This is a genomic window from Cupriavidus ulmosensis, assembly GCF_977008105.1.
The window spans coordinates 2411873-2437614 of record NZ_CDRMWP010000001.1; the positions used below are offsets into that span (position 1 = coordinate 2411873).

General features: G+C 70.3%; 20 protein-coding genes. 7 read left to right on the forward strand and 13 right to left on the reverse strand.

What is annotated here, in order from left to right; genetic code table 11:
* Positions 1-102: 102 nt before the first annotated feature.
* The 4 genes from def to smc are packed head-to-tail and all read right to left on the reverse strand — an operon-like array spanning position 103 to position 8083.
* On the reverse strand, positions 103-636 hold the full coding sequence (gene def, locus ACWTPI_RS11010; RefSeq protein ID WP_020204559.1) for a peptide deformylase: 534 nt from the start codon (positions 634-636) through the stop codon (positions 103-105).
* Positions 633-3098: an NAD-dependent DNA ligase LigA gene (gene ligA / locus ACWTPI_RS11015; protein ID WP_454731681.1), complete on the reverse strand. Its 2466-nt coding sequence runs from the start codon at positions 3096-3098 to the stop codon at positions 633-635. The genes def and ligA overlap by 4 nt, the downstream gene beginning before the upstream one ends.
* A 39-nt stretch (positions 3099-3137) precedes the next feature.
* Positions 3138-4571, reverse strand: a complete 1434-nt coding sequence (locus tag ACWTPI_RS11020) for a cell division protein ZipA C-terminal FtsZ-binding domain-containing protein (RefSeq protein WP_454731682.1) — start codon at positions 4569-4571, stop codon at positions 3138-3140.
* Positions 4568-8083, reverse strand: coding sequence for a chromosome segregation protein SMC (gene smc, locus ACWTPI_RS11025; RefSeq protein ID WP_020204562.1), 3516 nt, complete (start codon positions 8081-8083; stop codon positions 4568-4570). Before smc ends, ACWTPI_RS11020 begins: the two co-directional genes overlap by 4 nt.
* A gap of 592 nt (positions 8084-8675) precedes the next feature.
* Here smc and ACWTPI_RS11030 point away from each other — a divergent pair.
* The 7 genes from ACWTPI_RS11030 to prmB all read left to right on the forward strand — a co-directional run bounded on the left by ACWTPI_RS11030 (position 8676) and on the right by prmB (position 14937).
* Positions 8676-9479, forward strand: a complete 804-nt coding sequence (locus tag ACWTPI_RS11030; RefSeq protein ID WP_020204563.1) for a ferritin-like domain-containing protein — start codon at positions 8676-8678, stop codon at positions 9477-9479.
* 266 nt (positions 9480-9745) lie between these two features.
* Positions 9746-10963, forward strand: coding sequence for a succinyldiaminopimelate transaminase (gene dapC / locus ACWTPI_RS11035; RefSeq protein WP_454731683.1), 1218 nt, complete (start codon positions 9746-9748; stop codon positions 10961-10963).
* Positions 10964-11020: 57 nt separating this feature from the next.
* On the forward strand, positions 11021-11848 hold the full coding sequence (gene dapD / locus ACWTPI_RS11040; protein WP_059412825.1) for a 2,3,4,5-tetrahydropyridine-2,6-dicarboxylate N-succinyltransferase: 828 nt from the start codon (positions 11021-11023) through the stop codon (positions 11846-11848).
* A gap of 83 nt (positions 11849-11931) precedes the next feature.
* Positions 11932-12306, forward strand: a complete 375-nt coding sequence (locus tag ACWTPI_RS11045) for a hypothetical protein (protein WP_020204566.1) — start codon at positions 11932-11934, stop codon at positions 12304-12306.
* 25 nt (positions 12307-12331) lie between these two features.
* Positions 12332-12679 (forward strand): arsenate reductase, encoded by a 348-nt coding sequence (locus ACWTPI_RS11050; RefSeq protein WP_020204567.1) that lies wholly within the window; start codon positions 12332-12334, stop codon positions 12677-12679.
* A 163-nt stretch (positions 12680-12842) separates the two neighbouring features.
* Positions 12843-13994, forward strand: a complete 1152-nt coding sequence (gene dapE, locus ACWTPI_RS11055; protein ID WP_020204568.1) for a succinyl-diaminopimelate desuccinylase — start codon at positions 12843-12845, stop codon at positions 13992-13994.
* A gap of 49 nt (positions 13995-14043) precedes the next feature.
* Positions 14044-14937 (forward strand): 50S ribosomal protein L3 N(5)-glutamine methyltransferase, encoded by an 894-nt coding sequence (prmB, locus tag ACWTPI_RS11060; RefSeq protein ID WP_020204569.1) that lies wholly within the window; start codon positions 14044-14046, stop codon positions 14935-14937.
* Positions 14938-15010: 73 nt separating this feature from the next.
* On the opposite strand, the gene ACWTPI_RS11065 is transcribed toward prmB, so the two are convergent.
* The 9 genes from ACWTPI_RS11065 to ACWTPI_RS11105 all read right to left on the reverse strand — a co-directional run bounded on the left by ACWTPI_RS11065 (position 15011) and on the right by ACWTPI_RS11105 (position 25722).
* Positions 15011-16075 carry a phytoene/squalene synthase family protein gene (locus ACWTPI_RS11065; protein WP_454731684.1) on the reverse strand — a complete coding sequence of 355 codons (1065 nt, stop codon included), beginning with the start codon at positions 16073-16075 and terminating at the stop codon, positions 15011-15013.
* 125 nt (positions 16076-16200) lie between these two features.
* Positions 16201-17280 (reverse strand): M14 family metallopeptidase, encoded by a 1080-nt coding sequence (locus tag ACWTPI_RS11070; RefSeq protein WP_454731685.1) that lies wholly within the window; start codon positions 17278-17280, stop codon positions 16201-16203.
* A gap of 98 nt (positions 17281-17378) precedes the next feature.
* A complete protein-coding gene (locus ACWTPI_RS11075) occupies positions 17379-18176 on the reverse strand; it encodes a hypothetical protein (protein WP_454731686.1) in 798 nt (265 codons plus the stop codon).
* A gap of 124 nt (positions 18177-18300) precedes the next feature.
* On the reverse strand, positions 18301-19113 hold the full coding sequence (locus ACWTPI_RS11080; RefSeq protein WP_454731687.1) for a M55 family metallopeptidase: 813 nt from the start codon (positions 19111-19113) through the stop codon (positions 18301-18303).
* Positions 19114-19125: 12 nt separating this feature from the next.
* Positions 19126-20208, reverse strand: a complete 1083-nt coding sequence (locus tag ACWTPI_RS11085) for a DmpA family aminopeptidase (protein ID WP_454731688.1) — start codon at positions 20206-20208, stop codon at positions 19126-19128.
* Positions 20209-20221: 13 nt separating this feature from the next.
* Complete coding sequence (gene gsiD, locus ACWTPI_RS11090) at positions 20222-21133, reverse strand: glutathione ABC transporter permease GsiD (RefSeq protein WP_020204575.1); 912 nt, start codon at positions 21131-21133, stop codon at positions 20222-20224.
* 12 nt (positions 21134-21145) lie between these two features.
* The gene (gsiC, locus tag ACWTPI_RS11095; RefSeq protein ID WP_020204576.1) at positions 21146-22066 is read right to left on the reverse strand and encodes a glutathione ABC transporter permease GsiC; all 921 of its coding nucleotides are present in this window, start codon (positions 22064-22066) and stop codon (positions 21146-21148) included.
* A 167-nt stretch (positions 22067-22233) separates the two neighbouring features.
* Complete coding sequence (gene gsiB / locus ACWTPI_RS11100; protein WP_020204577.1) at positions 22234-23793, reverse strand: glutathione ABC transporter substrate-binding protein GsiB; 1560 nt, start codon at positions 23791-23793, stop codon at positions 22234-22236.
* Positions 23794-23817: 24 nt separating this feature from the next.
* Positions 23818-25722, reverse strand: coding sequence for a dipeptide ABC transporter ATP-binding protein (locus ACWTPI_RS11105; protein ID WP_454731689.1), 1905 nt, complete (start codon positions 25720-25722; stop codon positions 23818-23820).
* Positions 25723-25742: the final 20 nt, after the last annotated feature.

Genomic DNA, 25742 nt, shown 5'->3' on the forward strand with positions numbered 1-25742 from the left:
CCCCCGGCCCCTCTCACACTTCGCGGGAGAGGGGAGCAAACCCGCGGCTGACGAAGGTTTGCGGGGAATGCAGAGCGCCCCCGCGGGCAGCGGGTTTTCCGCTCAGTCGTCGCTGTTCGGCGGCAGCTCGGGAAACAGCACTTCGGTGAAGCCGAACCGCGTGAAGTCCTTCACCCGCATCGGGTACAGGATCCCCTGCAGGTGATCGCATTCGTGCTGCACCACGCGCGCGTGGAAATCCTCGGCCACGCGCTCGATGGGCGCGCCCATCATGTCGAAGCCGGTGTATTTCAGCCGCGTGAAGCGCGGCACCACGCCGCGCAGGCCGGGCACGGACAGGCAGCCTTCCCAGCCTTCTTCCTGCTCGTCGCCGAGCGGCGTCAGCACCGGGTTGATCAGCACCGTCTTGGGCACCGTCGGCGCGTCGGGATAGCGCGGGTTGCGGTCGAAGCCGAAGATCACCACCTGCAGGTCCACGCCGATCTGCGGCGCGGCGAGGCCGGCGCCGTTGGCGTGGTCCATCGTGTCGAACATGTCGTCGATCAGCGTGCGCAGCTCGGGCGTGTTGAAGCGCGTGACGGGCCGCGCCACCTGCAGCAGCCGCGGATCGCCCATCTTGAGGATGTCGCGGATCATGATTGTTCTCCGTTGGGTTCTGCTTCGTTGGCGGCGCCGGCGAGCAGCGCCAGCATCGCGGCCTCGTCGAGCACCGTGACGCCGAGCGCGAGCGCTTTCTCCAGCTTGCTGCCGGCTTCGGCGCCGGCCACCACGTAATCGGTCTTCTTCGACACCGAGCCGGCCACCTTGGCGCCGGCGGCTTCCAGCTTGTCCTTGGCCTCGTCGCGCGACAGCGTCGGCAGCGAGCCGGTCAGCACGAAGGTCTTGCCGGCCAGCGGCGATTGCGCGACCTCGTCGGGCGCGGGCAGTTCGGCCAGCAGTTCGGCGCGCAGCGCCGAGAGATCGCGCAGCTGCCCGCGCGCGCCTTCGCGCCCGAGGAATTCCTGCAGCGAGGCCAGCGCGTCGGCCGGCAGCTTGCGCTCGGCCAGCCATTCGGCGCTGGCGTCGGCGAGCTGGTCCAGGCTGTCGAGGTCCTGCGCGAGCTGCTCGGCGCGCAGCGCCGTGAGCTTGGGCACGCCCAGCGCCGCCAGCAAGACCGGCAGCGTGAGCTTGTCGGCCAGCGCCGGCAGCGGGCGGCCGCCTTCGACCGGCACCACGCCGTAGCGCAGCAGGTCGTCGATGACCGTCTCGTTGCGCGGCTCCTTGAAGAATTCGTAGATCGACTCGGCCACCACCTCGCCCACGTCCGGCAGCACGCGCAGCAGCGGCAGCGGCGCGCGCCGCACCCAGGCCAGCCGGCCCAGCCAGTCGGCCAGGGTCTTGGCGGTGGACTCGCCGACGTGGCGCGCGCCGAGCGCGAACAGGAAGCGCGCCAGCGGCCGCTCCTTGCTGGCGGCGATGCCTTCGAGGATGTTGTCGGCCCACTTGGTGGCGATCTTGCCCTGCGCCACGGTCTCGGGCACCACGTCGTCGCGCTCGTCGGCCAGGCGCTTGACGTCGAGGAAGTCGTCGCGCGTCAGGCGGTACAGGTCGGCCACGCTGGCGATGCGCTCGAACTCGACGAGGTTGTCGATGTGGCGCTCGCCCAGCCCTTCGATGTCCATCGCGCGGCGCGCGGCGAAATGCCGGATCGACTCCTTGCGCTGCGCCTTGCAGGTCAGCCCGCCGGTGCAGCGCGCCACCGCCTCGCCTTCCTCGCGCACCACGTGCGACTGGCACACCGGGCATTTGTCCGGCATGACGAAGCGGCGGTACGGCTCGGGCAGCTCCGCCGCGAGCGGATCGAATCCGGGCGGGCGCTGCTCCGCGACCACCGCCACCACTTCGGGAATCACGTCGCCGGCGCGCCGCACGATCACGGTGTCGCCGATCAGCACGCCCAGGCGCTCGATCTCGTCCTGGTTGTGCAGCGTGACGTTGGACACCATCGCGCCGCCGACGAACACCGGCGCCAGCCGCGCCACCGGCGTGATGGCGCCGGTGCGGCCGACCTGCACGTCGATGCCGAGCACGGTGGTGGTGCGCTCCTGCGCCGGGTACTTGTGCGCCACCGCCCAGCGCGGCTCGCGCGAGACGAAGCCGAGCCGGCGCTGCAGGTCGAGCCGGTTGACCTTGTAGACCACGCCGTCGATGTCGAACGGCAGAGCCTCGCGGCGCTCGCCGATCTCGCGGTGGAAGGCCACCAGCCCCTCGGCGCCCCGCACCACGCGGCGGTCCTTGTTGACCGGCAGGCCGAACGCTTCGAGCGCGTCGAGCATGCCGCTGTGCGTGGGCGGAATGTCCCAGCCCGCGGTCTCGCCCAGCCCGTAGGCGAAGAAGCGCAGCGGACGCTGCGCGGCGATGGCCGAATCGAGCTGGCGGATCGCGCCGGCGGCGGTGTTGCGCGGGTTGACGAAGATCTTCTCGCCGGCCTCGCGCTGGCGCGCGTTGAGGCGGTCGAAATCGTCGCGGCGCATGTAGGCCTCGCCGCGCACCTCCAGCACCGGCGGCGCGGCGCCCTTGAGCCGCATCGGGATGCTCTTGATGGTCCTGACGTTGGCGGTGACGTCCTCGCCGTTGGTGCCGTCGCCGCGCGTGGCGGCCTGCACCAGCAGGCCGTTTTCGTAGCGCAGGCTCAGCGCGAGGCCGTCGAACTTGAGCTCGGCCATGTATTCCACCGGCGCGCCGTCCTCGCCCAGGCCGAGCTCGCGGCGCACGCGCGCGTCGAAGGCTTCGGCGCCGGTGCTCTCGGTGTCGGTCTCGGTGCGGATCGACAGCATCGGCACGACGTGGCGCACCGTGGTGAAGGCCGGCAGCGCCTGGCCGCCCACGCGCTGGGTGGGCGAGTCGGGCGTCAGCAGCTCGGGATGCGCGGCCTCGATGGCCTGCAGCTCGCGGTACAGCGCGTCGTAGTCCGCATCGGGAATCGACGGTTCGTCGAGCACGTAATACCGGTAATTGTGGCGATCGATTTCCGCGCGCAGCCATGCGGCGCGCGCGGCGGGGGCATCGCCGGCGGGTGCGGGGGCTTGCGCCGCCGCACCGTCTTGCTTGGGACTCATATTGTGTTTCCGGACCCGCTGCCGATCAGCGGGCAAATATCACAGGCTGAACAGGCGCAGCGCCACCGGCGAGCCGGCCGGCATGCCGCGCGCGTCGAGCTTGTCGTAGAGCGCCTGCAACTGGCCGAAGATGGCGACGAAGGAGGCCTCGCTCAGCGGCCGCATGTTGTCGTCCACCAATTGTGCGCCCATGCGCTGCGCCAGGCTGTAGCCGTATTCGCACACGGTCTTGAACGGCTTGGTGGCCTGTGCCGCGGACGGCACGTCGAGCAGCAGCGTGATCTGGCGCCCGGCCTTGGCCGTGAGATCGTCGCGCAGGAAGTTGGTGTCGCCGAACTGCAGCGTGAACAGCGCGCGCTGCACGCCGTCCGCGCCCGCCTGGTAGCGCGTGAAGCGGGTGCCGTCGCGCGACAGCACCAGGCCGTCCTGGGTGGCCACGGTCTGCACGTAGGCGGCCGACCACGGCGCGCCGTCGGAAATCACGTTGACGCCGAGCTGCACGTCGCAGCCGGCGGCGAAGGCATCGAGCTCGCGGCCGTTGGCCACGGTCTCGCTCATGTCGGGCAGCTCGGCGGAGGCGTCGAGCGACTCGGCCAGCGCTTCCACCGCGTTGACGAACTCGGAGAATTCCAGCGCGTTGAGCGCGCCGCCGCGGTTGGCCAGTTGCACCGCCACCTGCAGGTCTTCGTACTGGTGGCCGGCGGTGACGGCTTCCCAGGCGTTGGCCTCGGCGCGCAGGCCTTCGAGGTGCACCTGCTTGGTCCCGGCGCGGCGCAGGCGGCCGGTCAGCGGCAGGATGCGGTCGCCGGACTGCTTGCGCTCCAGGTGCAGCGGCACGATGCAGTCGATCAGCGGATCGATCACGGCCGGCGCGGGCTGGCCCTCGGGCACCAGCGGCTCGGGCTGGAGCGGCGCGCGCGCGCTGCCGGCTTGTGCGCCGGCTTGCGCATGTGCCTCGGCGTGGGCCTCGGCATGGGCTTGCGCATGCGGTTCGGCGGCGCCGGCATCTTCGGCATGCCCGGCCGATCGTTCCGCGTCCGCGGTCTCGCCCTGCACCTCGGCGACATGGGCGGCATGGGCGGCATCCGTGGCATCGGCCGGCTTGTGCCGGGCAGCCTTGCCGGCGGCAGGCGAGGCGGCCAGCGCGACTTCGTCCGCCAGGCTCTGGTCGGCGTCGGCGGAACCGGCCGAGGCGGCCGCCATGCCGGCGGCCACCGAGGCCGCGTCCAGCGGCGAGGCCGACAGCGTGGGCTCGCGCCGCTCGGGCTGGCGGTCGGCGGCCGGCTCGTGCAGCCTGGCGTGGACTTCGGGCGTCACCGCCGGGCTGACCACCGGCTCGCGCATCGGCGGCAGGTCGTCTTCGGGCTGCAGCGCGCGCGGGCGGCGCGCCTTGCGGATCTGCCACTGGTTGTAGGCCACGACCAGCAGCAGCAGGACGATGCCTGCGACGATGAGGGCGGTCTGTAGCGTCATGCTGCCTCCGCCATCGAGATCGCTGCGTCCATGTCGACCGCGACGATGCGCGACACGCCTTGTTCCTGCATCGTCACGCCGATCAACTGGTGTGCCATTTCCATTGCGATCTTGTTGTGGGAAATGAAAACAAACTGGGTCTTGTCGGACATGCGCGCCACCATGTTGGCGTAGCGCTCCGTGTTGGCGTCGTCCAGCGGCGCGTCCACCTCGTCGAGCAGGCAGAACGGCGCCGGGTTGAGCTGGAACATGGCGAACACCAGCGCGATCGCGGTGAGCGCCTTCTCGCCGCCCGAGAGCAGGTGGATGGTGGAGTTCTTCTTGCCCGGGGGCTGCGCCATCACCTGCACGCCGGCGTCGAGGATTTCGTCGCCGGTCATGATGAGCTTGGCCTGGCCGCCGCCGAACAGCGACGGGAACAGCTCGCCGAAGTGGTGGTTGACCTGGTCGAAGGTGCCTTGCAGCATGGCCCGCGTTTCCTGGTCGATCTTGTGGATCGCGTCTTCCAGCGTGGTGATGGCGTCGACCAGGTCGGCCGACTGCGCGTCGAGGAAGGTCTTGCGCTCGCGCGCCGCGGCCAGTTCGTCGAGCGCGGCCATGTTGACGGGCCCGAGCGCGTTGATGGCGTTGTTCAGGCGCGTGACCTCGCCTTGCAGGTAGGACGGCTTGAGGTCCGGCGTGAGCTTCTCGGCCAGCACGGCCTCGTCGACCTCGGCGGTGGTCAGCTGCTCGGTGAACTGCTCCTGGTTCAGGCGCGCGGCCTGCTCCTTGAGCTGGTATTCGGTGATGCGGTCGCGCAGCGGCTGCAGGCTGCGCTCGGCGGCCAGGCGCTGGTCGTCGAACTGGCGCAGTTGCGCCGACAGCGCGTCGAGCTCGGTGCGCGCGGCCTGGAGCTTCTCTTCCTTCTCGGCGCGGCGCTCCAGCGCTTCCTGCAGGCCGGTGTGGGCGGTCTGCTCGTTGATGGTCTCGAGTTCGGCGCGCGCGTCCTCGAGCGACTGCTCGAGCCGCTCGGACTGGTCGGCGGCGGTCTGGATGTTGCGGCGCAGCTCCTCGATGCGGCTGGCCAGGTTGCGCTCGGCGAACAGCGCTTCCTGCGCGGCGCGCTCGAAATCGCGCAGCTGGTGGCGCGCCGACGACAGCTTGCTGTCGAGCGCCTCGAAGGCCATCTGGTGGTCTTCGTGGGTGGCCTGCATCTCGGCCAGCGCGGCGTCGTGCTGCTCGAAGCTGGCTTCGGATTCGGCGCGGATGGCGCGCTGCTCCTCGATCTGCGCGCGGATTTCTTCCAGTTCCTCGCGGATCTGGCCGCTGCGCGCGGCGTAGCGCTCCATCGCCTGCGACAGCTTGAGCACGTCCATCTGCAGCGCGTGCACGCGGCGCGTGGCCTGCTCGCTGCGGCTGCGCGCGTCGATCAGCAGCGCGCTGGCGTGCGTGTAGGCCGCGTCGGCGCGCACCGACTGGCTCCTGGCCTCGTCGGACAGCAGCATCTGCGCGCGCGCCTGCTTCTGCAGGTTCTCGATCTCCTGCTCGCGCGCCAGCATGCCGGCCTGCTCGGAATCGGCGGCGTACAACTGCACCGCGTTGCGCCCCACCAGGTGCCCTTCGGCCACCACGAAGCTGGCGCCCTCGGGCAGCGTGGCGCGCGCGGCCATCGCCTGGGCCATGTCGGTGGCGGTGTAGATGTCGGCCAGCCAGTCCTGCATCACGGCGCGGATGCCGGGCTCGGTGATCTGCACCAGCGCCATCAGCGGGCGCAGGCCGGCCGGGGTGTCCTGCGGGCGCGCGGCCGGCGGCGGCGAATAGAAGGCCAGCTTGGCGGGCGGCGCGTCGGACAGGAAGGACTGGATCCAGTCCAGGTTGGAGACTTCGAGCGCGGCGAGCTTCTCGCGCAGCACGGATTCCAGCGCGTTTTCCCAGCCCGGCTCGATATGGAGCTTCTTCCACAGGCGCGGCAGCTCGGCCAGGCCGTGCTTTTCCAGCCACGGCTGCACCTTGCCTTCGGTCTGCACGCTTTCCTGCAACTGCTTGAGCGCGGACAGGCGCGCTTCCAGCGCGGCGATGGCGGCGGCCTCGCCCTGCACGCGCTCCTGCGCGGCGCGGCGCTCGCCGTCCAGGCGCGGCACGCTTTCCTCGGCGTCGGCCAGGATCGCCTGCGTTTCTTCCTGCACGGCTTCCTGCTCGGCCAGCTCGGCGCGCAGTTCTTCAAGACGGATTTCGTCGGGGCGGTCGAGGCCCTTTTCCTCGCCGGACAGGCGCTCGCGGCGCTGCTCGAGCTGCTGCAGCATCTGGTCGGCGCTGCGCTGCTGCGCGGCTTCGAGCTTGAGTGCCTGCTCGGCCTGCATGATGCTGGCGCGCTGCTCGTTGGACAGCGCCTGGGCGTCGCGCCACTGGGCTTCCAGCGTGGGCAGCTCGTCGGTCTTGTGCGCCACGGCTTCCTGCGCCTCCACCGTGCGGCCCTCGGCCACGGCGAGCTCTTCCTCGGCCCGCGCGAGGTCGTCGGTGGCCTGCTCGGACTTGCCCTGCCACTGCTCGCGCTGCGCGGTGAGCGCGGCGATCTGCGCCTGCACGCGGTTGCGCGACTCGACCACGTAGCGGATCTCGGCCTCGAGCTTGCTGACTTCGCCGTTGGCCTCGTACAACGCGCCCTGCGCGCTGTGCATATTGTCGGATGCCGCGTAATGCGCGGCGCGCATGGTTTCGAGCTCGGCCTCGACGTGGCGCAACTGCGCGGTCTGCGCCTCGAGGTCGATCTGGGCCTGCTCGATGGCGCGCTGGTGGCGTTCCTGCTCGGCCTGCGCCTCGCGCTTGCGCAGCAGCCACAGCAGGTGCTGCTTTTCCTCGCCGTCGGCCTGCAGGGTCTTGAAGCGCTGGGCCACCTCGGCCTGGCCTTCGAGCTTTTCGAGGTTGGCGCCGAGCTCGCGCAGGATGTCCTCGACGCGGGTCAGGTTCTCGCGGGTGTCGGACAGGCGGTTCTCGGTCTCGCGGCGGCGCTCCTTGTACTTGGACACGCCGGCGGCTTCCTCGAGGAAGATGCGCATGTCATCGGGCTTGGCCTCGATGATGCGCGAGATCATGCCCTGCCCGATGATGGCGTAGGCGCGCGGGCCCAGGCCGGTGCCCAGGAAGATGTCCTGGATGTCGCGCCGGCGCACCGCCTGGTTGTTGATGTAGTACGAGGAGGTGCCGTCGCGCGTGAGCACACGCTTGACGGCGATCTCGGCGTACTGGCTCCATTGCCCGGCGGCGCGGCCGTCGGGATTGTCGAACACCAGCTCCACGCTGGCGCGCCCGGCCTGCTTGCGGGCGGTCGAGCCGTTGAAGATGACGTCCTGCATGGACTCGCCGCGCAGCTCGGAAGCGCGTGACTCGCCCAGCACCCAGCGCACCGCATCGATGATGTTCGATTTGCCGCAGCCGTTGGGACCGACGATGCCGACCAGCTGGCCGGGCACTTGAAAATTGGTGGGATCGACGAAGGACTTGAAGCCCGCCAGTTTGATCGAGGACAGTCGCACGGTTGGTCGTGGGGTATCTAGGGTATTGCAGCGTTCAGGGAGGCCGGGCCAGCGCAGAGGCAGGCGGCGCGGGCCGCATTGGGGCGCGCGCCGGGCTCTTGTGCCCGATAGTTGGCGCTAATCATACCATCGCCCCTTCCGCGCCCGGGCGCTTTCAGGGACCTTTCAGCGACCTTTCGGCGCCGCGGAAGAGGCCGTTTCCCCGGCGGCTTTGCACCCCTTCCGATTCACTTTGTGCGGTCCGCGCCCTACACTCAGAGCAGACATCGCGCGCCCGGCGCGGGCCGCCCGTGCGTGGCGGCAACGCACGGCGCGGAACCGGCGGGAAACTTCCGAGGGTTAGTGCTAGTCTCTCCCTTGTCAGCGTGATCCCTGATGCCCATTGCAGTCAGCCCACTAGTCAGCCCCCGTTGCAGTCAGCCCCATTGCAGTCAACCCCTGTCCGGCGGGCAGGTGACGCAGACGGCGTCTCCGGCCCAACGCGGAGCCCTGCTCCGTGCTTCTCCTGGGAGTGTTCAGCATGACCGCCTCTATTCCGGCGAACTCAGACGAAAGCGTGACCGGCCCCGCCGCCGGCGATGCAAGAAAACGGATGCCCTGGTCCATCGGCGAGATCGACTTCGCCGCCATCGACGTGGCGCGCGTGCGCCCGGACCGCGAACTGTTCTACCTGCTGGTGTCCGCCTCCTTCGTCGAGAGCGGCTCCGACACCTACGCCGGCAACCTCGCCACCTACTACGCCGCCAACCCGGAAGCCTCCGGCTGGCTGGCCGAGCACTGGGAAGCCGAGGAGCTGCAGCACGGCCTGGCGCTGCGGCGCTATGTCGAGCACGTATGGCCCGAATTCGACTGGGAGCGCGGCTACGCGCGCTTCTTCGAGGAATACCGCCACACCTGCTCGGTCGACAACTTCGAGCCCTCCGAAGCGCTGGAGATGGCCGCGCGCTGCGTGGTCGAGACCGGCACCGCGGCGCTCTACCGCTCGCTCGAGCAGGCCAGCGACGAGCCCGTGCTGCGCGACCTGACGCGCCGCATCGCCAACGACGAGGTGCGCCACTACAAGCATTTCTACCGCTACTTCAACACCTTCAACGGCGTCGAGCGGCTCGGCCGCTGGCGCGTGCTGGGCGCGCTGGTGCGCCGCCTGCTGGAAATCAAGAACGAGGACGCGGAGATCGCGCTGCGCAACGTGCTGCGCATCGAGCGCGGCACCGAGGACATTCCGCAGAAGGACGTGCGCCGGCTCAATTCCCGCGTCAGCGCGGTGATCCGCCGCAACCTGCCGATCGAGATGACGGTGAAGATGCTGCTGCGCCCGCTGGACCTGCACGCCGGTGTCGAGCGCGCCATCCGCAAGCCGCTGGTGGCGCTGGTGTCGCGGGCCGTGCTGCACTGAACGCGGCCCGGCGCCCGCCCTATTGGAAACAGGGACAGATGCGGCGGGCAGGTTACGCATGAACGCGGAAAAGACCGCTGGCATGGCGGCCGGTCGATAACGGCAAAGGAAAAACGGCAGGGAAAATGCGGGAGGGAACGGGCCGCGGCCACTTGGGCGGGCCGGCCGGAAAAGCCCGCCAGGCCCGCGCCCCGCGCGCGGGAACGCCCGCCAATCCTCTATAATGTCCGGCTTTGAGCCTTGGCCCTGGCGGCCCGAACCTGACCGTGAACCCCCGACTCGACCTGCTCCAGCCCTACCCGTTCGAGAAACTGCGCGTGCTGGTGGCCAACGTGAAGCCGAACGCCGCGTTGCCCGCGATCAGTTTCGGTATCGGCGAACCCAAGCATCCCACGCCCGCGTTCATCAAGCAGGCGCTGGCGGACGCGCTCGGCGGGCTGGCGAATTATCCCACGACGGCCGGTTCCGACGCCCTGCGGCAGTGCATCGCCGCGTGGCTCCAGCGCCGCTACGGCCTGCCCGCGGTCAACCCGGCCACCGAGGTGCTGCCCGTGACCGGCTCGCGCGAGGCGCTGTTCGCGTTCGCCCAGACCGTGGTCGACGCCAGCCGCCCCGGCGTGCTGGTGCTGTGCCCGAACCCGTTCTACCAGATCTACGAAGGCGCGGCGCTGCTGGCCGGCGCCACTCCGGTGTTCGCCAACAGCGACCCGGCGCGCAACTTCGCCCCGGCCTTCGACCGCATTCCGGCCGAGACCTGGGCCCGCGTGCAACTGGTCTACGTGTGCTCGCCCGGCAACCCGACCGGCGCGGTGCTGTCGCTCGACGACTGGCGCGAGCTGTTCGCGCTGTCGGACCGCCACGGTTTCGTGATCGCCTCCGACGAGTGCTATTCGGAAATCTATTTCAAGGAAGGCGAGCCGCCGCTGGGCGCGCTCGAAGCCGCGCGCAAACTGGGCCGCGCCGAAGGCGCGCATCCGTTCGAGCGGCTGGTGATGTTCTCCAGCCTGTCCAAGCGCTCCAACGTGCCGGGCCTGCGCTCGGGCTTCGTGGCCGGCGACGCCGCCCTGCTGAAGAAATTCCTGCTATACCGTACCTATCACGGCGGCGCCATGAACCCGGCGGTGCAGGCCGCCAGCGTGGCGGCCTGGAACGACGAGGCCCACGTGCGCGACAACCGCGCCGCCTACGTGCGCAAGTTCGCCGAGGTCACGCCGATGCTGGCCGAGGTGCTGGACGTGGCCCTGCCCGACGCCGGCTTCTACCTGTGGGCCGACGTCTCGCGCACCGGCCTGAGCGACACCGAGTTCGCCACCCGCCTGCTGGCCGAGCAGAACGTCACCGTGCTGCCCGGCAGCTACCTGGCGCGCGAGGCCGGCGGCGTCAATCCCGGCGCCAACCGCGTGCGCATGGCGCTGGTGGCCACGCCCGAGGAATGCCTGGAAGGCGCGCGCCGCATCGTCACCTTCTGCCGCTCGCTCGGCTGAACGCCGCGCCCCTCCGGATTTCACCGTAGACAACGATCAACCACTGAAAACACGCATATGACGCAAGCACTGCAAGCCCTGATCGACCAGGCATGGGAAGACCGCGCCAGCCTCTCGCCCAAGTCGGCTCCCAACGACATCCGCGAAGCCGTGGCCAACGTGATCGGCCAGCTCGACGCCGGCGCGCTGCGCGTGGCCGAGAAGCAAGGCCGCGACTGGGTCGTCAACCAGTGGATCAAGAAGGCCGTGCTGCTGTCGTTCCGCCTGGAAGACAACGCGCCGATGAGCGCCGGCGGCTTCGCCCAGTTCTACGACAAGGTGCCGACCAAGTTCGCCGGCTGGAGCGCCGACGACTTTGCCAAGGGTGGCTTCCGCGTGGTGCCCCCGGCCGTGGCCCGCCGCGGCTCGTTCATCGCCAGGAACGCGGTGCTGATGCCCTCCTACGTCAACATCGGCGCCTACGTCGACGAAGGCACGATGGTCGACACCTGGGCCACCGTCGGCTCGTGCGCGCAGATCGGCAAGAACGTCCACCTGTCCGGCGGCGTCGGCATCGGCGGCGTGCTCGAGCCGCTGCAGGCCAACCCGGTCATCATCGAGGACAACTGCTTCATCGGCGCGCGCTCGGAAGTGGTCGAGGGCGTCATCATCGAGGAGAATTCGGTGATCTCGATGGGCGTGTATCTCGGCCAGTCGACCAAGATCTACGACCGCGAAACCGGCGAGGTCCACTACGGCCGCGTGCCGGCGGGCTCGGTGGTGGTGGCCGGCAACCTGCCCTCCAAGGACGGCAAGTACAGCCTGTACTGCGCCGTGATCGTCAAGAAGGTGGACGCGCAGACCCGCGCCAAGACCAGCCTGAACGACCTGCTGCGCGGCGACTGATCGCGCCTTGCCCGGGGCGGCGGCGGGAAAATTCCCGCCGCCGCCCCGCCGTCAGACCGATGCCCTCCCTCCGCAAGCGACTCATGGCCCTGGATCCCGCCACCGTCAGCACCGTGCTGTCCCTTCTGCCGACCATTCTCGAGCAGGCCAACAAGACCATCGAGAAGATCAAGAAAGGCCGGCGCAAGGACGGCGCGCCGGAGAACGCCGGACCCGAATCCATCGAAGCGCGCGACGGTTCCGCCGCCGCCCGCATCGCCGAGCTCGAAGCCGCCGCCGTGCAGCAGGCCGAAGCGGTCAAGCTGCTGGCCGAGCAGCACGCCATCACCATCGAGGCGCTGCGCAAGGAAGCCGCGCGGCTGGACCGCCGCCTGCGCCTGATGACCAGCGTGGCGATGGCCGGCGTGGCGCTGGGCCTGGGCGCGCTGGTCGTCGCCCTGAACCTGCTGTTCCGCTAAGCGCCGACAAGGCGCACCGCACACCATGACCGTCCTGCTCTACGGCATTCCCAACTGCGACACCGTCAAGAAGGCCCGCACCTGGCTCGACGCCAACGGCGTGGCCTACACCTTCCACGACTTCAAGAAGCAAGGCGTGGACGAAACGCTGCTGCGCGGCTGGCTCAAGCATGTGCCGCTGGCCACGCTGCTCAACCGCAAGGGCACCACGTACCGCGCGCTGTCGGACGCCGACAAGGCCCGCGCCGAGAGCGAAGCGGGCGCGATCGCGCTGATGCAGCAGAGCCCGTCGCTGATCAAGCGGCCGGTGCTCGACCGCGGCGGGAAGATTTCCGTCGGTTTTTCGGCGGATGGTTACGCCGGGTTGTTCTGACGTTCTTGCGGGGCTGGCGGCAGGTTGCGTGCCGGCGGCTCCCGGGGTGCGCCCGCCGGCACCACCCAACGCAAGAACATCGGCCACCGCCCCCGGAAAGCGTAAACTCCCCGCCCAACCCCCTGTACTGCAGCGCCGGCCCCGAGGCCGCGCACACGCCACCATGAATCCGACCCTCGCCCTCACCGAAGACCTGATCCGCCGCCGCTCCGTCACGCCCGCCGACGAAGGCTGCCAGGCCGTGCTCGAAACCCGCCTCAAGGCCATCGGCTTCGAATGCGAGTGGATCGTCAGTGGCCCCGACGACTTCCGCGTCACCAACCTGTGGGCCGTCAGGCGCGGCACGCAGGGCAAGGACGGCAAGCTGCTGGCCTTCGCCGGCCACACCGACGTGGTGCCCACCGGCCCGCTCGAGCAATGGGGCTCCGACCCGTTCCAGCCCAGCCACCGCGACGGCAAGCTGTACGGCCGCGGCGCGGCCGACATGAAGACCTCGATCGCCGGCTTCGTGGTGGCGTCGGAAGAGTTCGTGCGGCAGCACCCGGACCACGCCGGCTCGATCGCCTTCCTTATCACCAGCGACGAGGAAGGCCCCGCGCACGACGGCACCGTCAAGGTGGTCGAGGCGCTCAAGGCGCGCGGCGAGCGCCTGGACTACTGCGTGATCGGCGAGCCGACCTCGGTCGACACGCTCGGCGACATGGTCAAGAACGGCCGCCGCGGCTCGCTCTCGGGCAAGCTCACCGTCAAGGGCGTGCAGGGCCACATCGCCTACCCGCACCTGGCGAAGAACCCGATCCATCTGGCCGCGCCCGCGCTGGCCGAACTGGTGGGCGAACGCTGGGACGAAGGCAACGAATACTTCCCCGCCACCAGCTGGCAGATGTCGAACATCCACGGCGGCACCGGCGCCACCAACGTGATCCCGGGCCACGTCACGGTCGACTTCAACTTCCGCTTCTCCACCGCCAGCACGCCCGAGGGCCTGAAGGCGCGCGTGCATGCCATCCTCGACCGCCACGGGCTCGACTACGAGCTGGCCTGGACCCTCGGCGGCGAACCGTTCCTGACCGCGCGCGGCGAGCTGTCCGAAGCGCTGGCCGGCGCCATCGAGGCCGAGACCGGCGTCAGGACCGAGCTCTCCACCACCGGCGGCACCTCCGACGGCCGCTTCATCGCCAGGATCTGCCCGCAGGTCATCGAGTTCGGCCCGCCCAACGCCAGCATCCACAAGATCGACGAGCACGTCGAAGTGCGCTTCGTCGAGCCGCTCAAGAACGTCTACCGCGGCGTGCTGGAACGATTGATCGCCTGATCGGCTGAACGCCCGATCGACTGAACGCAGAAACACTAGGACCACCGCAATGGCAACGCCCTCCCCCCTGCAAACCGTGCGCGACCTGCTGCGCCTGGCCGTCTCGCGCTTCACCAGGGCCAGGCTGTCGTTCGGCCACGGCAGCGCCAACGCCTACGACGAAGCCGCCTACCTGGTCCTGCACACGCTCGACCTGCCGCTCGACACGCTCGACCCGTTCCTCGACGCCCGCCTGCTGCCCGAGGAAATCGAGGCCGTGCTCAACGTCATCGAGCGCCGCGTCAGCGAGCGCGTGCCCGCCGCCTACCTCACCAACGAAGCCTTCATGCACGGCCTGCGCTTCTACGTGGACTCGCGCGTGATCGTGCCGCGCAGCTTCCTCGGCGAGCTGCTGCAGGAAGGGCTGGAACCGTGGGTCGGCGACATCGCCGAGATCGGCCCGGTGCTCGAGCTGTGCACCGGCTCGGGCTGCCTGCCCATCGTCGCCGCCCACGTCTGGCCGCAGGCGCGCATCGACGCGGTCGACATCTCGCCCGACGCGCTCGAAGTCGCGCGCCGCAACGTGGCCGACTACAAGATGGCCGACCGCATCAGCCTGTACCAGGGCGATCTCTACGCCCCGCTGCCGGCCGGCGCGAAATACGACGTCATCCTCACCAACCCGCCCTACGTCAACGAAACCTCGATGCAGGCGCTGCCCGCCGAATACCTGGCCGAGCCGCGCATCGCGCTGGCTGGCGGCGACGACGGCATGGACGTGGTGCGGCGGATCATCGCCGGCGCCAAGGCCCGCCTCAACCCGGGCGGCGTGCTGGTGGTGGAGATCGGCAACGAGCACGCCAACGTGGAAGCGGCGTTCCCGGAACTGGAACTGATCTGGCTGCCGGTCAGCGCCGGCGAGGAACAGGTGTTCCTGGTGACCTACGAAGGACTGCCGGGCTGACGGACCACGCGGGCGCCGGCGCGCGAGGAAGACGCGCGGCCGGCAGTCCGAGTGAAGCGGCGGCGCCCGGCCGTCAGCCGGCGCGCGCGGGCGCCATCCTGGCCTCGATGCGCGCCAGCAGCCCCTCGACCCAGCGCCGCACCAGCCGGTCCGACGCCACCGCCGGCAGCGAATACGCCATCACCCGGTACACCGCCTTGCGCCGCACCTTGGAGATCCTGGCCGGGTCCGGCCACGCCGGGTTGTCCACCAGCAGCAGCAAGGTCTCCAGCCCGATGACGATGGGCCAGATGCAGGCCAGCCGCAGCCGCACGGCCGAGCCGGGAATGGCCAGCGTGTAGTCGAGCGCCGCGCGGAAATGCCCGAGCGCGTGATGCACCAGCTCGAACAGCAGCGGCCGCGCGCGCGCCGCATTGGCCGGCGCCAGCAGGTCCTGCGGCGCCAGGCCGTGGCGCGCCAGCAGCGCCGCCGGCAGGTAGCAGCGGCCGATGCGCAGGTCCTTGCCGCAGTCGCGCAGCACGTTGGTCATCTGCAGCGCCTTGCCGAAGCGCACGCCCAGCGCCAGCATGGTGTCGGGGCCGGCCTTGAGCACGCCCGGCATGTGCGCATAGGTCATGGTGGTCCAGAACTCGCCCACGCAGCCCGCCACCAGGTAGGTGTAGCGGTCCAGCTCGTCCAGCGTGCGCAGCGCGACGAGGCGGCCGGAGGCTTCGTCGGGAAACGTGCGCAGGTCGAATTCCATGCCGCTGGCCAGCGTCGAGACGATGCCGCGCACGGCCTCGCGGTCGGACTCGCTCAACTGCGGCAGGATCGCCAGCGCGGGGCCGAGCGATTCGAGCAGGACCTGTTCGTCGGACTGCTGTTGCTGCGCGCCAACCTCCTGCGCCATGCGGCGCATCAGCGCCGCGTCGCCGGCGGCGCCGTTGACCTGGTCGCGGAACGACAGCAGCAGGGCCAGCCGCTGCGCCGGCGGGATCAGCGAGGTGTCGGCGATGGTGTCGGCCGCGCGCGCGAGCAGATAGGCCAGCCCGATCGGATCGCGCATGCCCGCGGGGAGGATGCGCAGCGTGAGATAGAAAGAGCGCGATACGCCCTTGAGCAGCGGACCGAGCAGGAAGGCCCGGGTTGGATTCGGCATGAGCGGGAAAGCCGGCGGCACCGGCGAATTTGGCTGTGCCGGATTGTATACGGCAAGCGCCGGATGCAGCGCCGCCGCGCGGCGGTTTCCTTGCCTGCCCGCCGGCCGCTGCCAGCTACCCGCTGCTACCAGCCGGCCAGCGCCTTGCCCGCGGCCTCGCGCACCTGCTCGACCACGCCTTCGCGCCAGTCGTCGGCGTCGCCGTAGAACGCGCGCCACATCGCCTGGTGGATCAGCTCGCGCTGGCCTTCGTCGGCCTCGGGATGCAGGTGCAGCCAGTGGTCGCCGCGCAGCGCCTCCAGCACCTCGGTCACGGGCAGGGTGCCGAACTCCAGCGCGATGCCGCTGTAGTCCACCGCGGGCAGCGTCTGCGGCACCGCCTGCCAGGCCATGCCCGTCAGGTTGGCCGAGGCCGACGAGCCATCGTGGATGGAGGTGACGTGGCTGCCCCAGATGGCGCGCGCGCGGGCGACCGGCGCGGCCGCGTCCGGGCCCATGTAGATGGGCTCGCCGTAGCCGCGCGGGCCCAGGCCGGTATGGATGTCCAGCCAGCGCAGCGCCTCGCGCCCGGCGCCGTAGCGGGCCAGGATGCGGCGCAGCGTGTAGTTGCTCCAGGTGGCCTTGCCGCCGCCGAAGAACAGGCCGTCCGGCGCGTGGTACTGGCCCGCGCTGACCGCCGCCTGGTACCACGGCAGGCCTTTCGCCATCACCGACCGCATCAGCGCCGCCTGGTCGGCCTCCGAGGGCGGCCACTGCGCGGGCAGCAGCAGCGGCGCGATCTGCGCGTAGGGCGCGTTCTCGGGCAGGGGCCGGGTGAAATCCATGAAATTGCGGTTGAGGTCGACGTTGTCCTCGTTGACGCGCCGCAGATGCGAAAAGCCGTAGGGATTGACCGCGTGCACCAGCATCAGCGCCACGCCGGCCCCGGCGCACGCCGCGCGCAGGTCCGCGTCGCCGAGCAGCGCGACCTGCGCGCCGGAGCCGCAGAAGCCCTCCACGCCGTGCACGCCCGACGTCACCAGCAGCACGCGCCGGGCCTCGGCGGCGCCGGCCCAGGCCACGTCGATGGCCAGCTCCTCGCCGGCGCTGCCGCGCATGGTCGGGTGCGGGAAACCGGCCAGCGTGGCACCGGCGGCGCGCGCCGCGTCGAGGAATTTCCGCCGGGCTTCGGCGTAGCTGCGGGAAAAGCCGGTATGCACGGACATGACAGCGTATTTCGCGCCTGGCGAGCAGTGGGGGTGCCGGTATTAGACGCCAACCGGGCGGCTATTGCCATCGGGCCTTCCCGGAGGCCCGACGCGGCTCAGCCCCGGCCCGCGCCCGCCTTGTCCGCGCCGGCCTCGCGCAGCAGCGGCGAGCGGAACGCATGCGGATGCATCTCGATGCCCGCCGCGGCAAGCTGCGCGGCGGACAGCACCAGGTGGCGCGCGAGCCAGTCGTGGAGGCTGCGCAGGAAGCGCTGCTGCTCCAGCCGGCTGGATTCGCGGATGGCGCGTTCGAGCTTGACGTGGGCGGTGTAGACGTCGAGCAGATTGAGGCTCTTGAGCTTGGCCGGCGTGGTGGCGCTGCGCTCGATGGCGAGGATGCGCCGCACCTGCGCCTCGGGCAGGTCGCCGCTGCGCAGGTAGTCCTGGTAGACCTCCTCCAGCGCCGGGAAGCGCACCGTGGGCTGCACGCGCGGCACGCCGGCCACCTTCTCCATGCGCAGCACCAGGTAGCGGATGGCGTCGGCGCGGCGCCGGGCGGCGTCGGCGGAGGCATCGCGGCGGACGCCGGCGCGGCGCGCGCGGTGCGGGGCCGGGGCGGTCAGCTCGAATTCCTCGGCCGACGGCGGCGTGGCCGCGGGCACGGCGGCGGCGGGGCCGGCGTCGCGCTCGGTGTAGTCGGGCACCAGGTCGAGCCCGGCCGGCTCGGCCAGCACGGCGCGCGCGCAGGCCTCGCCGAACGGGTGCTCGTGGCCGTGCGCGTCGCGCAGGATGTAGGCCTGCCCGCTGCCGAAGCCGTGATGGCGCGCGCGCCCCACGTGCTGGTGGCAGCGCGTGGCGGGGTCGACGAAATCCTTGCGTACTGGGGTCCAGCTTTCGCCGTTGACTGCGGTCATGAATCTGCGCGTGATGGCCGCCGCGCGCGGCACGATGAGTGAATGCAAGACAGCCTGGCCGCGGCATCCTTGCCGCGGCCAGGCCGCTATTGTCCTCCAATCGCGGCCGCGCCGGCCGGCGCGCCTACCTGAGCATGAACGACATCGCCGACAGGCAGTTGAGCATGCGCACCGCCGCCTGCACCGAGGCGGCTTCGAACACCAGCGTGACGCCGTCCACGCGCTCGAGCGCGGGCCACTGGCAGAACAGGTCGGCGTAGGCGGGGCTGTGCGCCTGCAGGCGGCACCGCACCGGGCCGGGAATGCGCAGCGGCTGTCCGCCGGCCTCGCGCACGGCCTGCCCGGCGGCGGCGGCGATGGCCTCGCGCGCGGCCGCCGGCGACAGCGTGGTGCCGCTGCCGTGGCCGCCGGCTTGCTTGGTTTGCACGTAGCGCACCCACGGCATGAGCGGCCGCGTCTCTTCGACGAACACGTCGTCGCCGCTGGCCATCAGCACCGGCACGCCGAACTCGCCGGCCAGCGCGCCATACAAGCCGGCCTCGCCCATCTCCTGCCCGCCCAGCCAGACGCGGGCGAAGGCGCTGCTGTTGATGGTGTGGGCCAGGATGCCGCGGCTCTGCGCGCGGCCGTGGTAGCCGACCATGAACACGCCGTCGCAGCCTTCCACGCCGGCCATCATGCCGAGATAGCGCGGCTTGCCTAGCACCAGGCGCGCGCGCGGGTCGAGCTGGTCGGGCAGCAGGTTGCGAAAGCCGCCGTGCGAGTCGTTGACCAGCACTTCGGTGGCGCCGCCGGCGAAGGCGCCCTGCACCGCGGCGTTGGCCTCGGCGGTCATCCAGGCGCGCGCGCGCTCGTATTCGCCGTTGCCGGCGCGCGCCTGCTCGGCGTGGAAGACGCCGGCGACGCCTTCGATGTCGGTGGAAATCAGGATCTTCATCGCGCTCCGGGATCAGTCGGCTGGCGCCGCGTGGCGCGCCAGCCATTGCGGCAGTTCGGGCATCAGCTCGCGCAGCGCGATGCGGCGGTGGCCGTCGCGGCCGCTCACGCTTTCGGCCCGCCACAGCGCGTTGAGGATGGCCTGCTCGACGCTGTCGGCGGCGGCCTGGAACAGCGCGTCGAGCCGGCTCTCGTGCAGCATGGCCAGCGCCGGCATGGGCGCGTCGGCCTGCTGCGGCACGGTGCAGGCGGTGGAGAACGCCAGCGCGATGTCGCCCGAACCGTGGCCGAACACCGAGCCGGTGCGGGCCAGCCCGGCGCTGGCGCGCAGCGACAGGCGGCGCAGCTGGCGCGCGTCGAGCGGGGCGTCGGTGGCGACGATCATGATGATCGAGCCCTTCTCCGGCCCGGCCTGCGCTTCGGCGTGCGCCCGCGCCTGCAGGCGCGCGGCCAGCCTGCCGCCCAGGCGCGCGCCGGCCACGGTGAGGTTGGGCAGCACGCCGAAGTTGGATTGCACCAGCGCCCCCACGTGGTATGCGCCCGCCCGGCGCGAGGCCGAGCCGATGCCGCCCTTGAGCCCGAACGAGGACATGCCGCGCCCCGCCCCCACCGCGCCCTGCGCGAAATCCGCGGCCGCCGCCGCGCAGGCCTGCGCGTAGTGCGCCTCCCGCACCGGCATGGCCTGGATGTCGTTGAGATAGCCGTCGTTGCACTCGAACACCAGCGGATTGACGGTCGGCCAGGCGCGGCCGATCTCCGGGTTGGCGGCGATGGCCTGGCGGATCTGCGCCTGCGCCAGCGCGCCCACGGCGAAGGTGTTGGTGAGCGCGATCGGCGTCTCCAGCACGCCGAGCTCCTCCACCTGCACCAGCCCCACGCTCTTGCCGAAGCCGTTGAGCACGGTGGCGGCGGCCGGCACCTTGTCGGCGAACAGGTTGCCGGCGTGCGGCAGCACCACCGTCACGCCGGTCTGGCACGCGCCGCGCGCCAGCGTGCAGTGGCCCACGGTCACGCCGGGCACGTCGGCGATGGTGCCGCGCGCGCCGGCCGGCAGCGCGCCGATGTGGGTCAGCTCGTGGATCGGTTCCTGGCGCATGTGCGGCTCGCGCTCAGCGGCGGTCGATCTTCGGGTCGAGCGCGTCGCGCAGGCCGTCGCCGAGCAGGTTGAAGGCGAGCACCGTGAGGAAGATCGCCAGGCTGGGGAAGATCGCCACGTGCGGCGCCGTGACCATGTCGGCGCGCGCCTCGTTGAGCATGGCGCCCCACTCGGGCGTGGGCGGCTGCGCGCCCAGGCCGAGGAACGAGAGGCTGGCGGCGGTGATGATCGAGGTGCCGATGCGCATCGAGAAATACACCACGATGGACGAGATCGTGCCCGGCAGGATGTGCCGCATCAGGATGGTCCAGTCGGACGCGCCGATGCTGCGCGCGGCCTCCACGTAGGTCAGGCGCTTGAGCATCAGCGTGTTGCCGCGCACCAGGCGCGCGAACGCGGGGATGCTGAAGATGGCCACGGCGAAGATCACGTTGGTCATGCCGTTGCCGAGGATGGCGACGATGCCGATCGCCAGCAGGATGCCGGGAAACGCGAACAGCACGTCCGAGATGCGGCTGACGATGCGGTCCCACCAGCCTTCGTAATAGCCGGCCAGCAGGCCCAGCACGGTGCCGACGATGGCGCCGATGATGACGGAGAAGAAGCCCGCGGCCAGCGAGATGCGGGTGCCGGCCAGGATGCGGCTGAAGATGTCGCGCCCGAGCGAGTCCACGCCGAACCAGTGCGCGGCCGAGGGGCCGGCGTTGAGCGCGTCGTAGTCGAAGAAGTTCTCGGGGTCGTAGGGCACCAGGTGCGGCGCGAAGACCGCCACCGCCACCAGCAGCAGCACGAACACGCCGGCGCCCAGCGCCAGGTGCTGCTTGCGGAATTTGCGCCAGAACTCGGTCCAGGGCGTGCGCACCGCTTCCGGCGCGGCGGCGGGCGCGGCGGCGTTGCCGCCGGCGGACGTGGAAAGCTGGGTCATGCCGGCCTCTCCTTACTTGTAGCGGATGGCGGGGTTGATGACGGTGTACAGCACGTCGACCACCAGGTTGATCAGGATGAACTCGAGCGAGAACAGCAGCACCTCGGCCTGGATGACCGGGTAGTCGCGCATCTCCACGGCGTCCACCAGCAGGCGGCCGAGGCCGGGCCAGTTGAAGACCTTCTCGACCACGATCGAGCCGCCCAGCAGGAAGCCGAACTGCAGGCCCATCATGGTGACCACGGGAATCATGGCGTTGCGCAGGCAGTGCTTGGCCACCACCAGCAGCTCGCCCACGCCCTTGGCGCGCGCGGTGCGCACGAAATCTTCCTGCAGCACCTCGACGAAGGACGCGCGCGTGAAGCGGGCCATCACGGCGGCCACCGCGGCGCCCAGCGTGAGCGAGGGCAGGATGTAGTGCTTCCAGGAATCGGCGCCGATCGACGGCAGCCAGCCCAGCTGCACCGAGAACACTTCCATCAGCAGCATGCCCAGCGCGAACGCCGGAAACGAGATGCCGGACACCGCCAGCGTCATGCCAAGGCGGTCGGGCCAGCGGTTGCGCCACACCGCGGAGGTCACGCCGATCGCCATGCCGAAGACCACCGCCCACACCATCGAGGCCAGCGTCAGGTACAGCGTGGGCATGAAGCGGTCGCCGATCTCCTCGCTGACCGGGCGCTTGGTGCGCAGCGAGTTGCCGAATTCCCAGCGCAGCGCGTTCGAGAAGAACTGCGCGAACTGCTCGGGCAGCGGCTTGTCCAGGCCGAGGTCGCGGCGCACCAGCTCCACCGTGGCCTGGTCGGCCTCGGGGCCGGCCGCGAGCCGGGCGGGATCGCCGGGCAGCAGGTGGACGAACATGAAGACCAGCACTGCCACGATCAGCAGTGTGGGAATCACGCCCAGGAATCGTTTGAGAAAATAATTCAGCATGATGCACCGGAAAGAAAAAGACCGCGGGCCGCCCGCCCTGCCCCCGCATCCGCGGGCGGGCGGCCATGCACGGCTTGCTGCGCCGTACTGCCTGCGGGTACTGCCTGGTACTGCTTGGTACCGCCTGCCGCCGGGCCGGGCCGCCTGCGCCCGGCAGCCCGCAGCCCTTATTGCTTGATGTCGATCTCGTCGAAGTTGAACGAGCCGTCGGGCATCACGTAGGCGCCGCTCAGGCGCTTGGCGCGCGCGAACAGCACCTTCTCCGTCACCAGGAAGGCCCACGGCGCGTCCTTCCAGATCTGCTGCTGCGCGTCCTTGTACAGGCGGGCCTTCTCGGCGCGGTCGGTGGTGCGCAGCGCGTTGGCGATGTCGGCGTCGACCTGGTCGTTCTTGTAGTACGCGGTGTTGAGCAGCTTGGGCGGCATCGACTCGGAGGCCAGCAGCGGGCGCAGCGCCCAGTCCGACTCGCCGGTCGAGGACGACCAGCCCACGTAGTACATGCGCACGCCGGCGTCTTCGGGCTTCTGCACGCTCTCGACCTTCTCCACGCGCTGGCCGGCTTCGAGCGCCTGCACCTGCGCCTTGATGCCGACCTGCTGCAGCTGCTGCTGCACGAACTGGATCACCTTCTGCGCGGTGGTGTGGTTGTAGGCCGACCACAGCGTGGTCTCGAAGCCGTTCGGGTAGCCGGCTTCCTTGAGCAGCGCGCGCGCCTTGGCCGGGTCATACGGCCACGGGCCCAGCTTCTCGGCATAGTCCACGCCCGCGGGCACCACGCCGTCGGAAGGCGTGGCGTAGCCGGCGAAGGCCACCTTGGCCAGCGCGTCCTTGTTGATGGCGTAGTTGATGGCCTGGCGCACCTTGGGGTCGTTGAACGGCTTGACCGTGGTGTTCAGGCTCAGGTAGCGCTGGATGATCGACGGCGCATCGATCAGGTCCACCTTGGGATTGCCCTTGAGCACGGCGGCCTGCTCGAACGGGATGCTGAAGGCGAAGTCCGCTTCGCCGGTCTGCATGATGGCCGCGCGCGTGTTGTTGTCCACCACCGGCTTCCAGGTGATGGTGTCGATCTTCGGGTAGCCGGTCTTCCAGAAGCCGGCGAACTTCTTGCCCTTGAGGTGATCGGGCTGCTTCCACTCGACGAACTCGAACGGGCCGGTGCCGACCGGGTGGAACGCGATGTCCTTGCCGTACTTCTGCAGCGCGGCCGGCGAGATCATCACCGCCGACGGATGGGCCAGCACGTTGATGAACGGCGAGAACGGCTCTTTCAGCGTGACCTTGACGGTGCTGGCGTCCACCACGTCGGTCCTGGCCACGCGGTTGAACAGCGTGTAGCGCTTGAGCTTGTTGGCCGGGTTGGTGACGCGGTCGAAGTTGGCCTTGACGGCGGCGGCGTCGAAGGTGGTGCCGTCGTGGAACTTCACGCCCTTCTTGAGCTTGATGGTGTAGGTCAGGCCGTCCTTGCTGGCTTCATAGCTTTCGGCCAGCACGTTGACCAGCTTCATGTCCTTGTCGAAGCCGAACAGGCCCTGGTAGAAGGACTTGCTGGCGGCCTGCGACAGCGTGTCGTTCGCGTCGTACGGGTCGAGCGTGGTGAAGGTGGAATACACCGCCATCACGGCGTCCTTGGCGGCGAAGGCGGGGCCGGCGCCGAGCGCGGCCAGGGCCAGGCCGCCGGCGATCAGCTTCGAGGGGGCCAAGCGGAACATCATCCGGGTCATCATCGATTCTCCTTGGAAAGGCGTCGGTTAGTAGGCACCGCCGATGGCGTGCCGGGCTACGAAATGCTGCGAGGCGGCGCTGCCGCCGACGGCCACCAGCGGCTGCACCAGCGGCTCGTCGCCGAGCAGCCGGATGGGGCTGGGGATCTCGTCGTTGAGCGGCTCGCGCTTGAGGTGGCGGCGCGCCGGATCGGCGATCGGCACCGCCGACATCAGCTTCCTGGTGTACGGGTGCTGCGGGTTCTCGAAGATCGCGCGGCGCGGGCCGATCTCCACGATCTGGCCCAGGTACATCACCGCCACGCGGTGGCTCACGCGCTCCACCACCGCCATGTCGTGCGAGATGAACAGGAAGGCGATGCCCATCTCGCGCTGCAGGTCCAGCATCAGGTTGACGATCTGCGCCTGGATGGACACGTCGAGCGCGGACACCGACTCGTCGGCCACCACCACCTTGGGGTTGAGCGCCAGCGCGCGCGCGATGCAGATGCGCTGGCGCTGACCGCCCGAGAATTCATGCGGGTAGCGCGAGGCGTGCGCCGCGCTCAGGCCCACCTTTTCCAGCAGCCAGGCCACGCGCTGCTCGGCCTCCTTGCCGCTGGCCACCTTGTGCACCAGCAGCGGCTCCATGATGGAGTAGCCCACCGGCACGCGCGGGTCGAGCGAGGCGAACGGGTCCTGGAAGATGAACTGGATATTGCGGCGCAGGGTCTGCAGCGCGCCGCCCTTCATCTGGCTGATGTCCTGGCCGTTGAATTCGATGGTGCCGCTCTGGCTGTCGACCAGGCGCAGCAGCGAGCGGCCGGTGGTGGACTTGCCGCAGCCGGACTCGCCCACCAGCGCCAGCGTCTCGCCGGGATGGAGGTCGAAGCTCACGCGCTCGACCGCGTGCACGCGGCGCGCCACGCGGCCCAGCAGGCCGCCCGGCACGTCGAAGCGCGTCACCAGGTCGCGCACGCGCAGGATCGGCGCGGCGCCGGCCGGCACGGTGTCCTGCGGCGCCCCGGGCGCGGCCGGCGCGGACTGGTCGAGCTGCAGCAGCGGGAACTTGGCGGGCCAGTCGGTGCCCTGCATGGCGCCGAGCTTGGGCACGGCCGACAGCAGCGCGCGCGTGTACGGATGCGCGGGCGCGGCGAAGACCTGCTCGGCGGTGCCCTCCTCCACCCGTTCGCCGCGGTACATCACCAGCACGCGGTCGGCCACCTCGGCCACCACGCCCATGTCGTGGGTGATGAAGACCACGCCCATGTCCATCTCGGCCTGCAGGTTGCGGATCAGCTGCAGGATCTCGGCCTGGATGGTCACGTCGAGCGCGGTGGTCGGCTCGTCGGCGATCAGCAGCGCCGGCTTGCACGACAGCGCCATCGCGATCATCACGCGCTGGCGCATGCCGCCCGAGAGCTGGTGCGGGAAGCGGTCCAGCACGCGGCGCGCCTCGGGAATGCGCACGATCTCCAGCATGCGCAGTGCTTCGGCGCGCGCCTCGGCGCGGCCCTTGCCCTGGTGCAGGCGGATCGATTCGGCGATCTGCTCGCCCACCGGGAACACCGGGTTGAGCGAGGTCATCGGCTCCTGGAAGATCATGGCCACGTCGCTGCCGCGCACGCCGCGCATGGTGGCGTTGTCGGCGCGGGCGAGATCGATCACCTCGCCGCCGCGCCGGCGCAGCGCCATGCTGCCGCCGGCGATCTTGCCGCCGCCGTGCTCGACCAGCCGCATCAGCGCCAGCGACGTCACCGACTTGCCCGAGCCCGACTCGCCCACCACGGCCAGCGTCTCGCCGCGGTCGACGTGGAAGCTCAGGCCGCGCACGGCCTCCACGGTGCGCTCCGAGGTGGAAAAGCGCACGGTGAGATCGTTGACGGAAACCACCCGCTGCGGTGGCAGGACGATGCCCGCTTGGGCCGACCGGGAAGAGGATGCTGCAGCCACTTGGACCCCTTGATGCCTGT

Bases quoted from the DNA above. Each gene is read 5' to 3' on its own strand.
- ligA (WP_454731681.1), bottom strand. From the start codon at position 3,098: ATGAGTCCCAAGCAAGACGGTGCGGCGGCGCAAGCCCCCGCACCCGCC.
- dapE (WP_020204568.1), top strand. From the start codon at position 12,843: ATGAATCCGACCCTCGCCCTCACCGAAGACCTGATCCGCCGCCGCTCC.
- ACWTPI_RS11075 (WP_454731686.1), bottom strand. From the start codon at position 18,176: ATGACCGCAGTCAACGGCGAAAGCTGGACCCCAGTACGCAAGGATTTC.
- gsiC (WP_020204576.1), bottom strand. From the start codon at position 22,066: ATGCTGAATTATTTTCTCAAACGATTCCTGGGCGTGATTCCCACACTG.
- ACWTPI_RS11050 (WP_020204567.1), top strand. From the start codon at position 12,332: ATGACCGTCCTGCTCTACGGCATTCCCAACTGCGACACCGTCAAGAAG.
- ACWTPI_RS11065 (WP_454731684.1), bottom strand. From the start codon at position 16,075: ATGCCGAATCCAACCCGGGCCTTCCTGCTCGGTCCGCTGCTCAAGGGC.
- gsiD (WP_020204575.1), bottom strand. From the start codon at position 21,133: ATGACCCAGCTTTCCACGTCCGCCGGCGGCAACGCCGCCGCGCCCGCC.
- ACWTPI_RS11020 (WP_454731682.1), bottom strand. From the start codon at position 4,571: ATGACGCTACAGACCGCCCTCATCGTCGCAGGCATCGTCCTGCTGCTG.
- prmB (WP_020204569.1), top strand. From the start codon at position 14,044: ATGGCAACGCCCTCCCCCCTGCAAACCGTGCGCGACCTGCTGCGCCTG.
- ACWTPI_RS11070 (WP_454731685.1), bottom strand. From the start codon at position 17,280: ATGTCCGTGCATACCGGCTTTTCCCGCAGCTACGCCGAAGCCCGGCGG.
- def (WP_020204559.1), bottom strand. From the start codon at position 636: ATGATCCGCGACATCCTCAAGATGGGCGATCCGCGGCTGCTGCAGGTG.
- ACWTPI_RS11085 (WP_454731688.1), bottom strand. From the start codon at position 20,208: ATGCGCCAGGAACCGATCCACGAGCTGACCCACATCGGCGCGCTGCCG.
- ACWTPI_RS11080 (WP_454731687.1), bottom strand. From the start codon at position 19,113: ATGAAGATCCTGATTTCCACCGACATCGAAGGCGTCGCCGGCGTCTTC.
- dapD (WP_059412825.1), top strand. From the start codon at position 11,021: ATGACGCAAGCACTGCAAGCCCTGATCGACCAGGCATGGGAAGACCGC.
- gsiB (WP_020204577.1), bottom strand. From the start codon at position 23,793: ATGATGACCCGGATGATGTTCCGCTTGGCCCCCTCGAAGCTGATCGCC.
- ACWTPI_RS11030 (WP_020204563.1), top strand. From the start codon at position 8,676: ATGCCCTGGTCCATCGGCGAGATCGACTTCGCCGCCATCGACGTGGCG.
- ACWTPI_RS11045 (WP_020204566.1), top strand. From the start codon at position 11,932: ATGGCCCTGGATCCCGCCACCGTCAGCACCGTGCTGTCCCTTCTGCCG.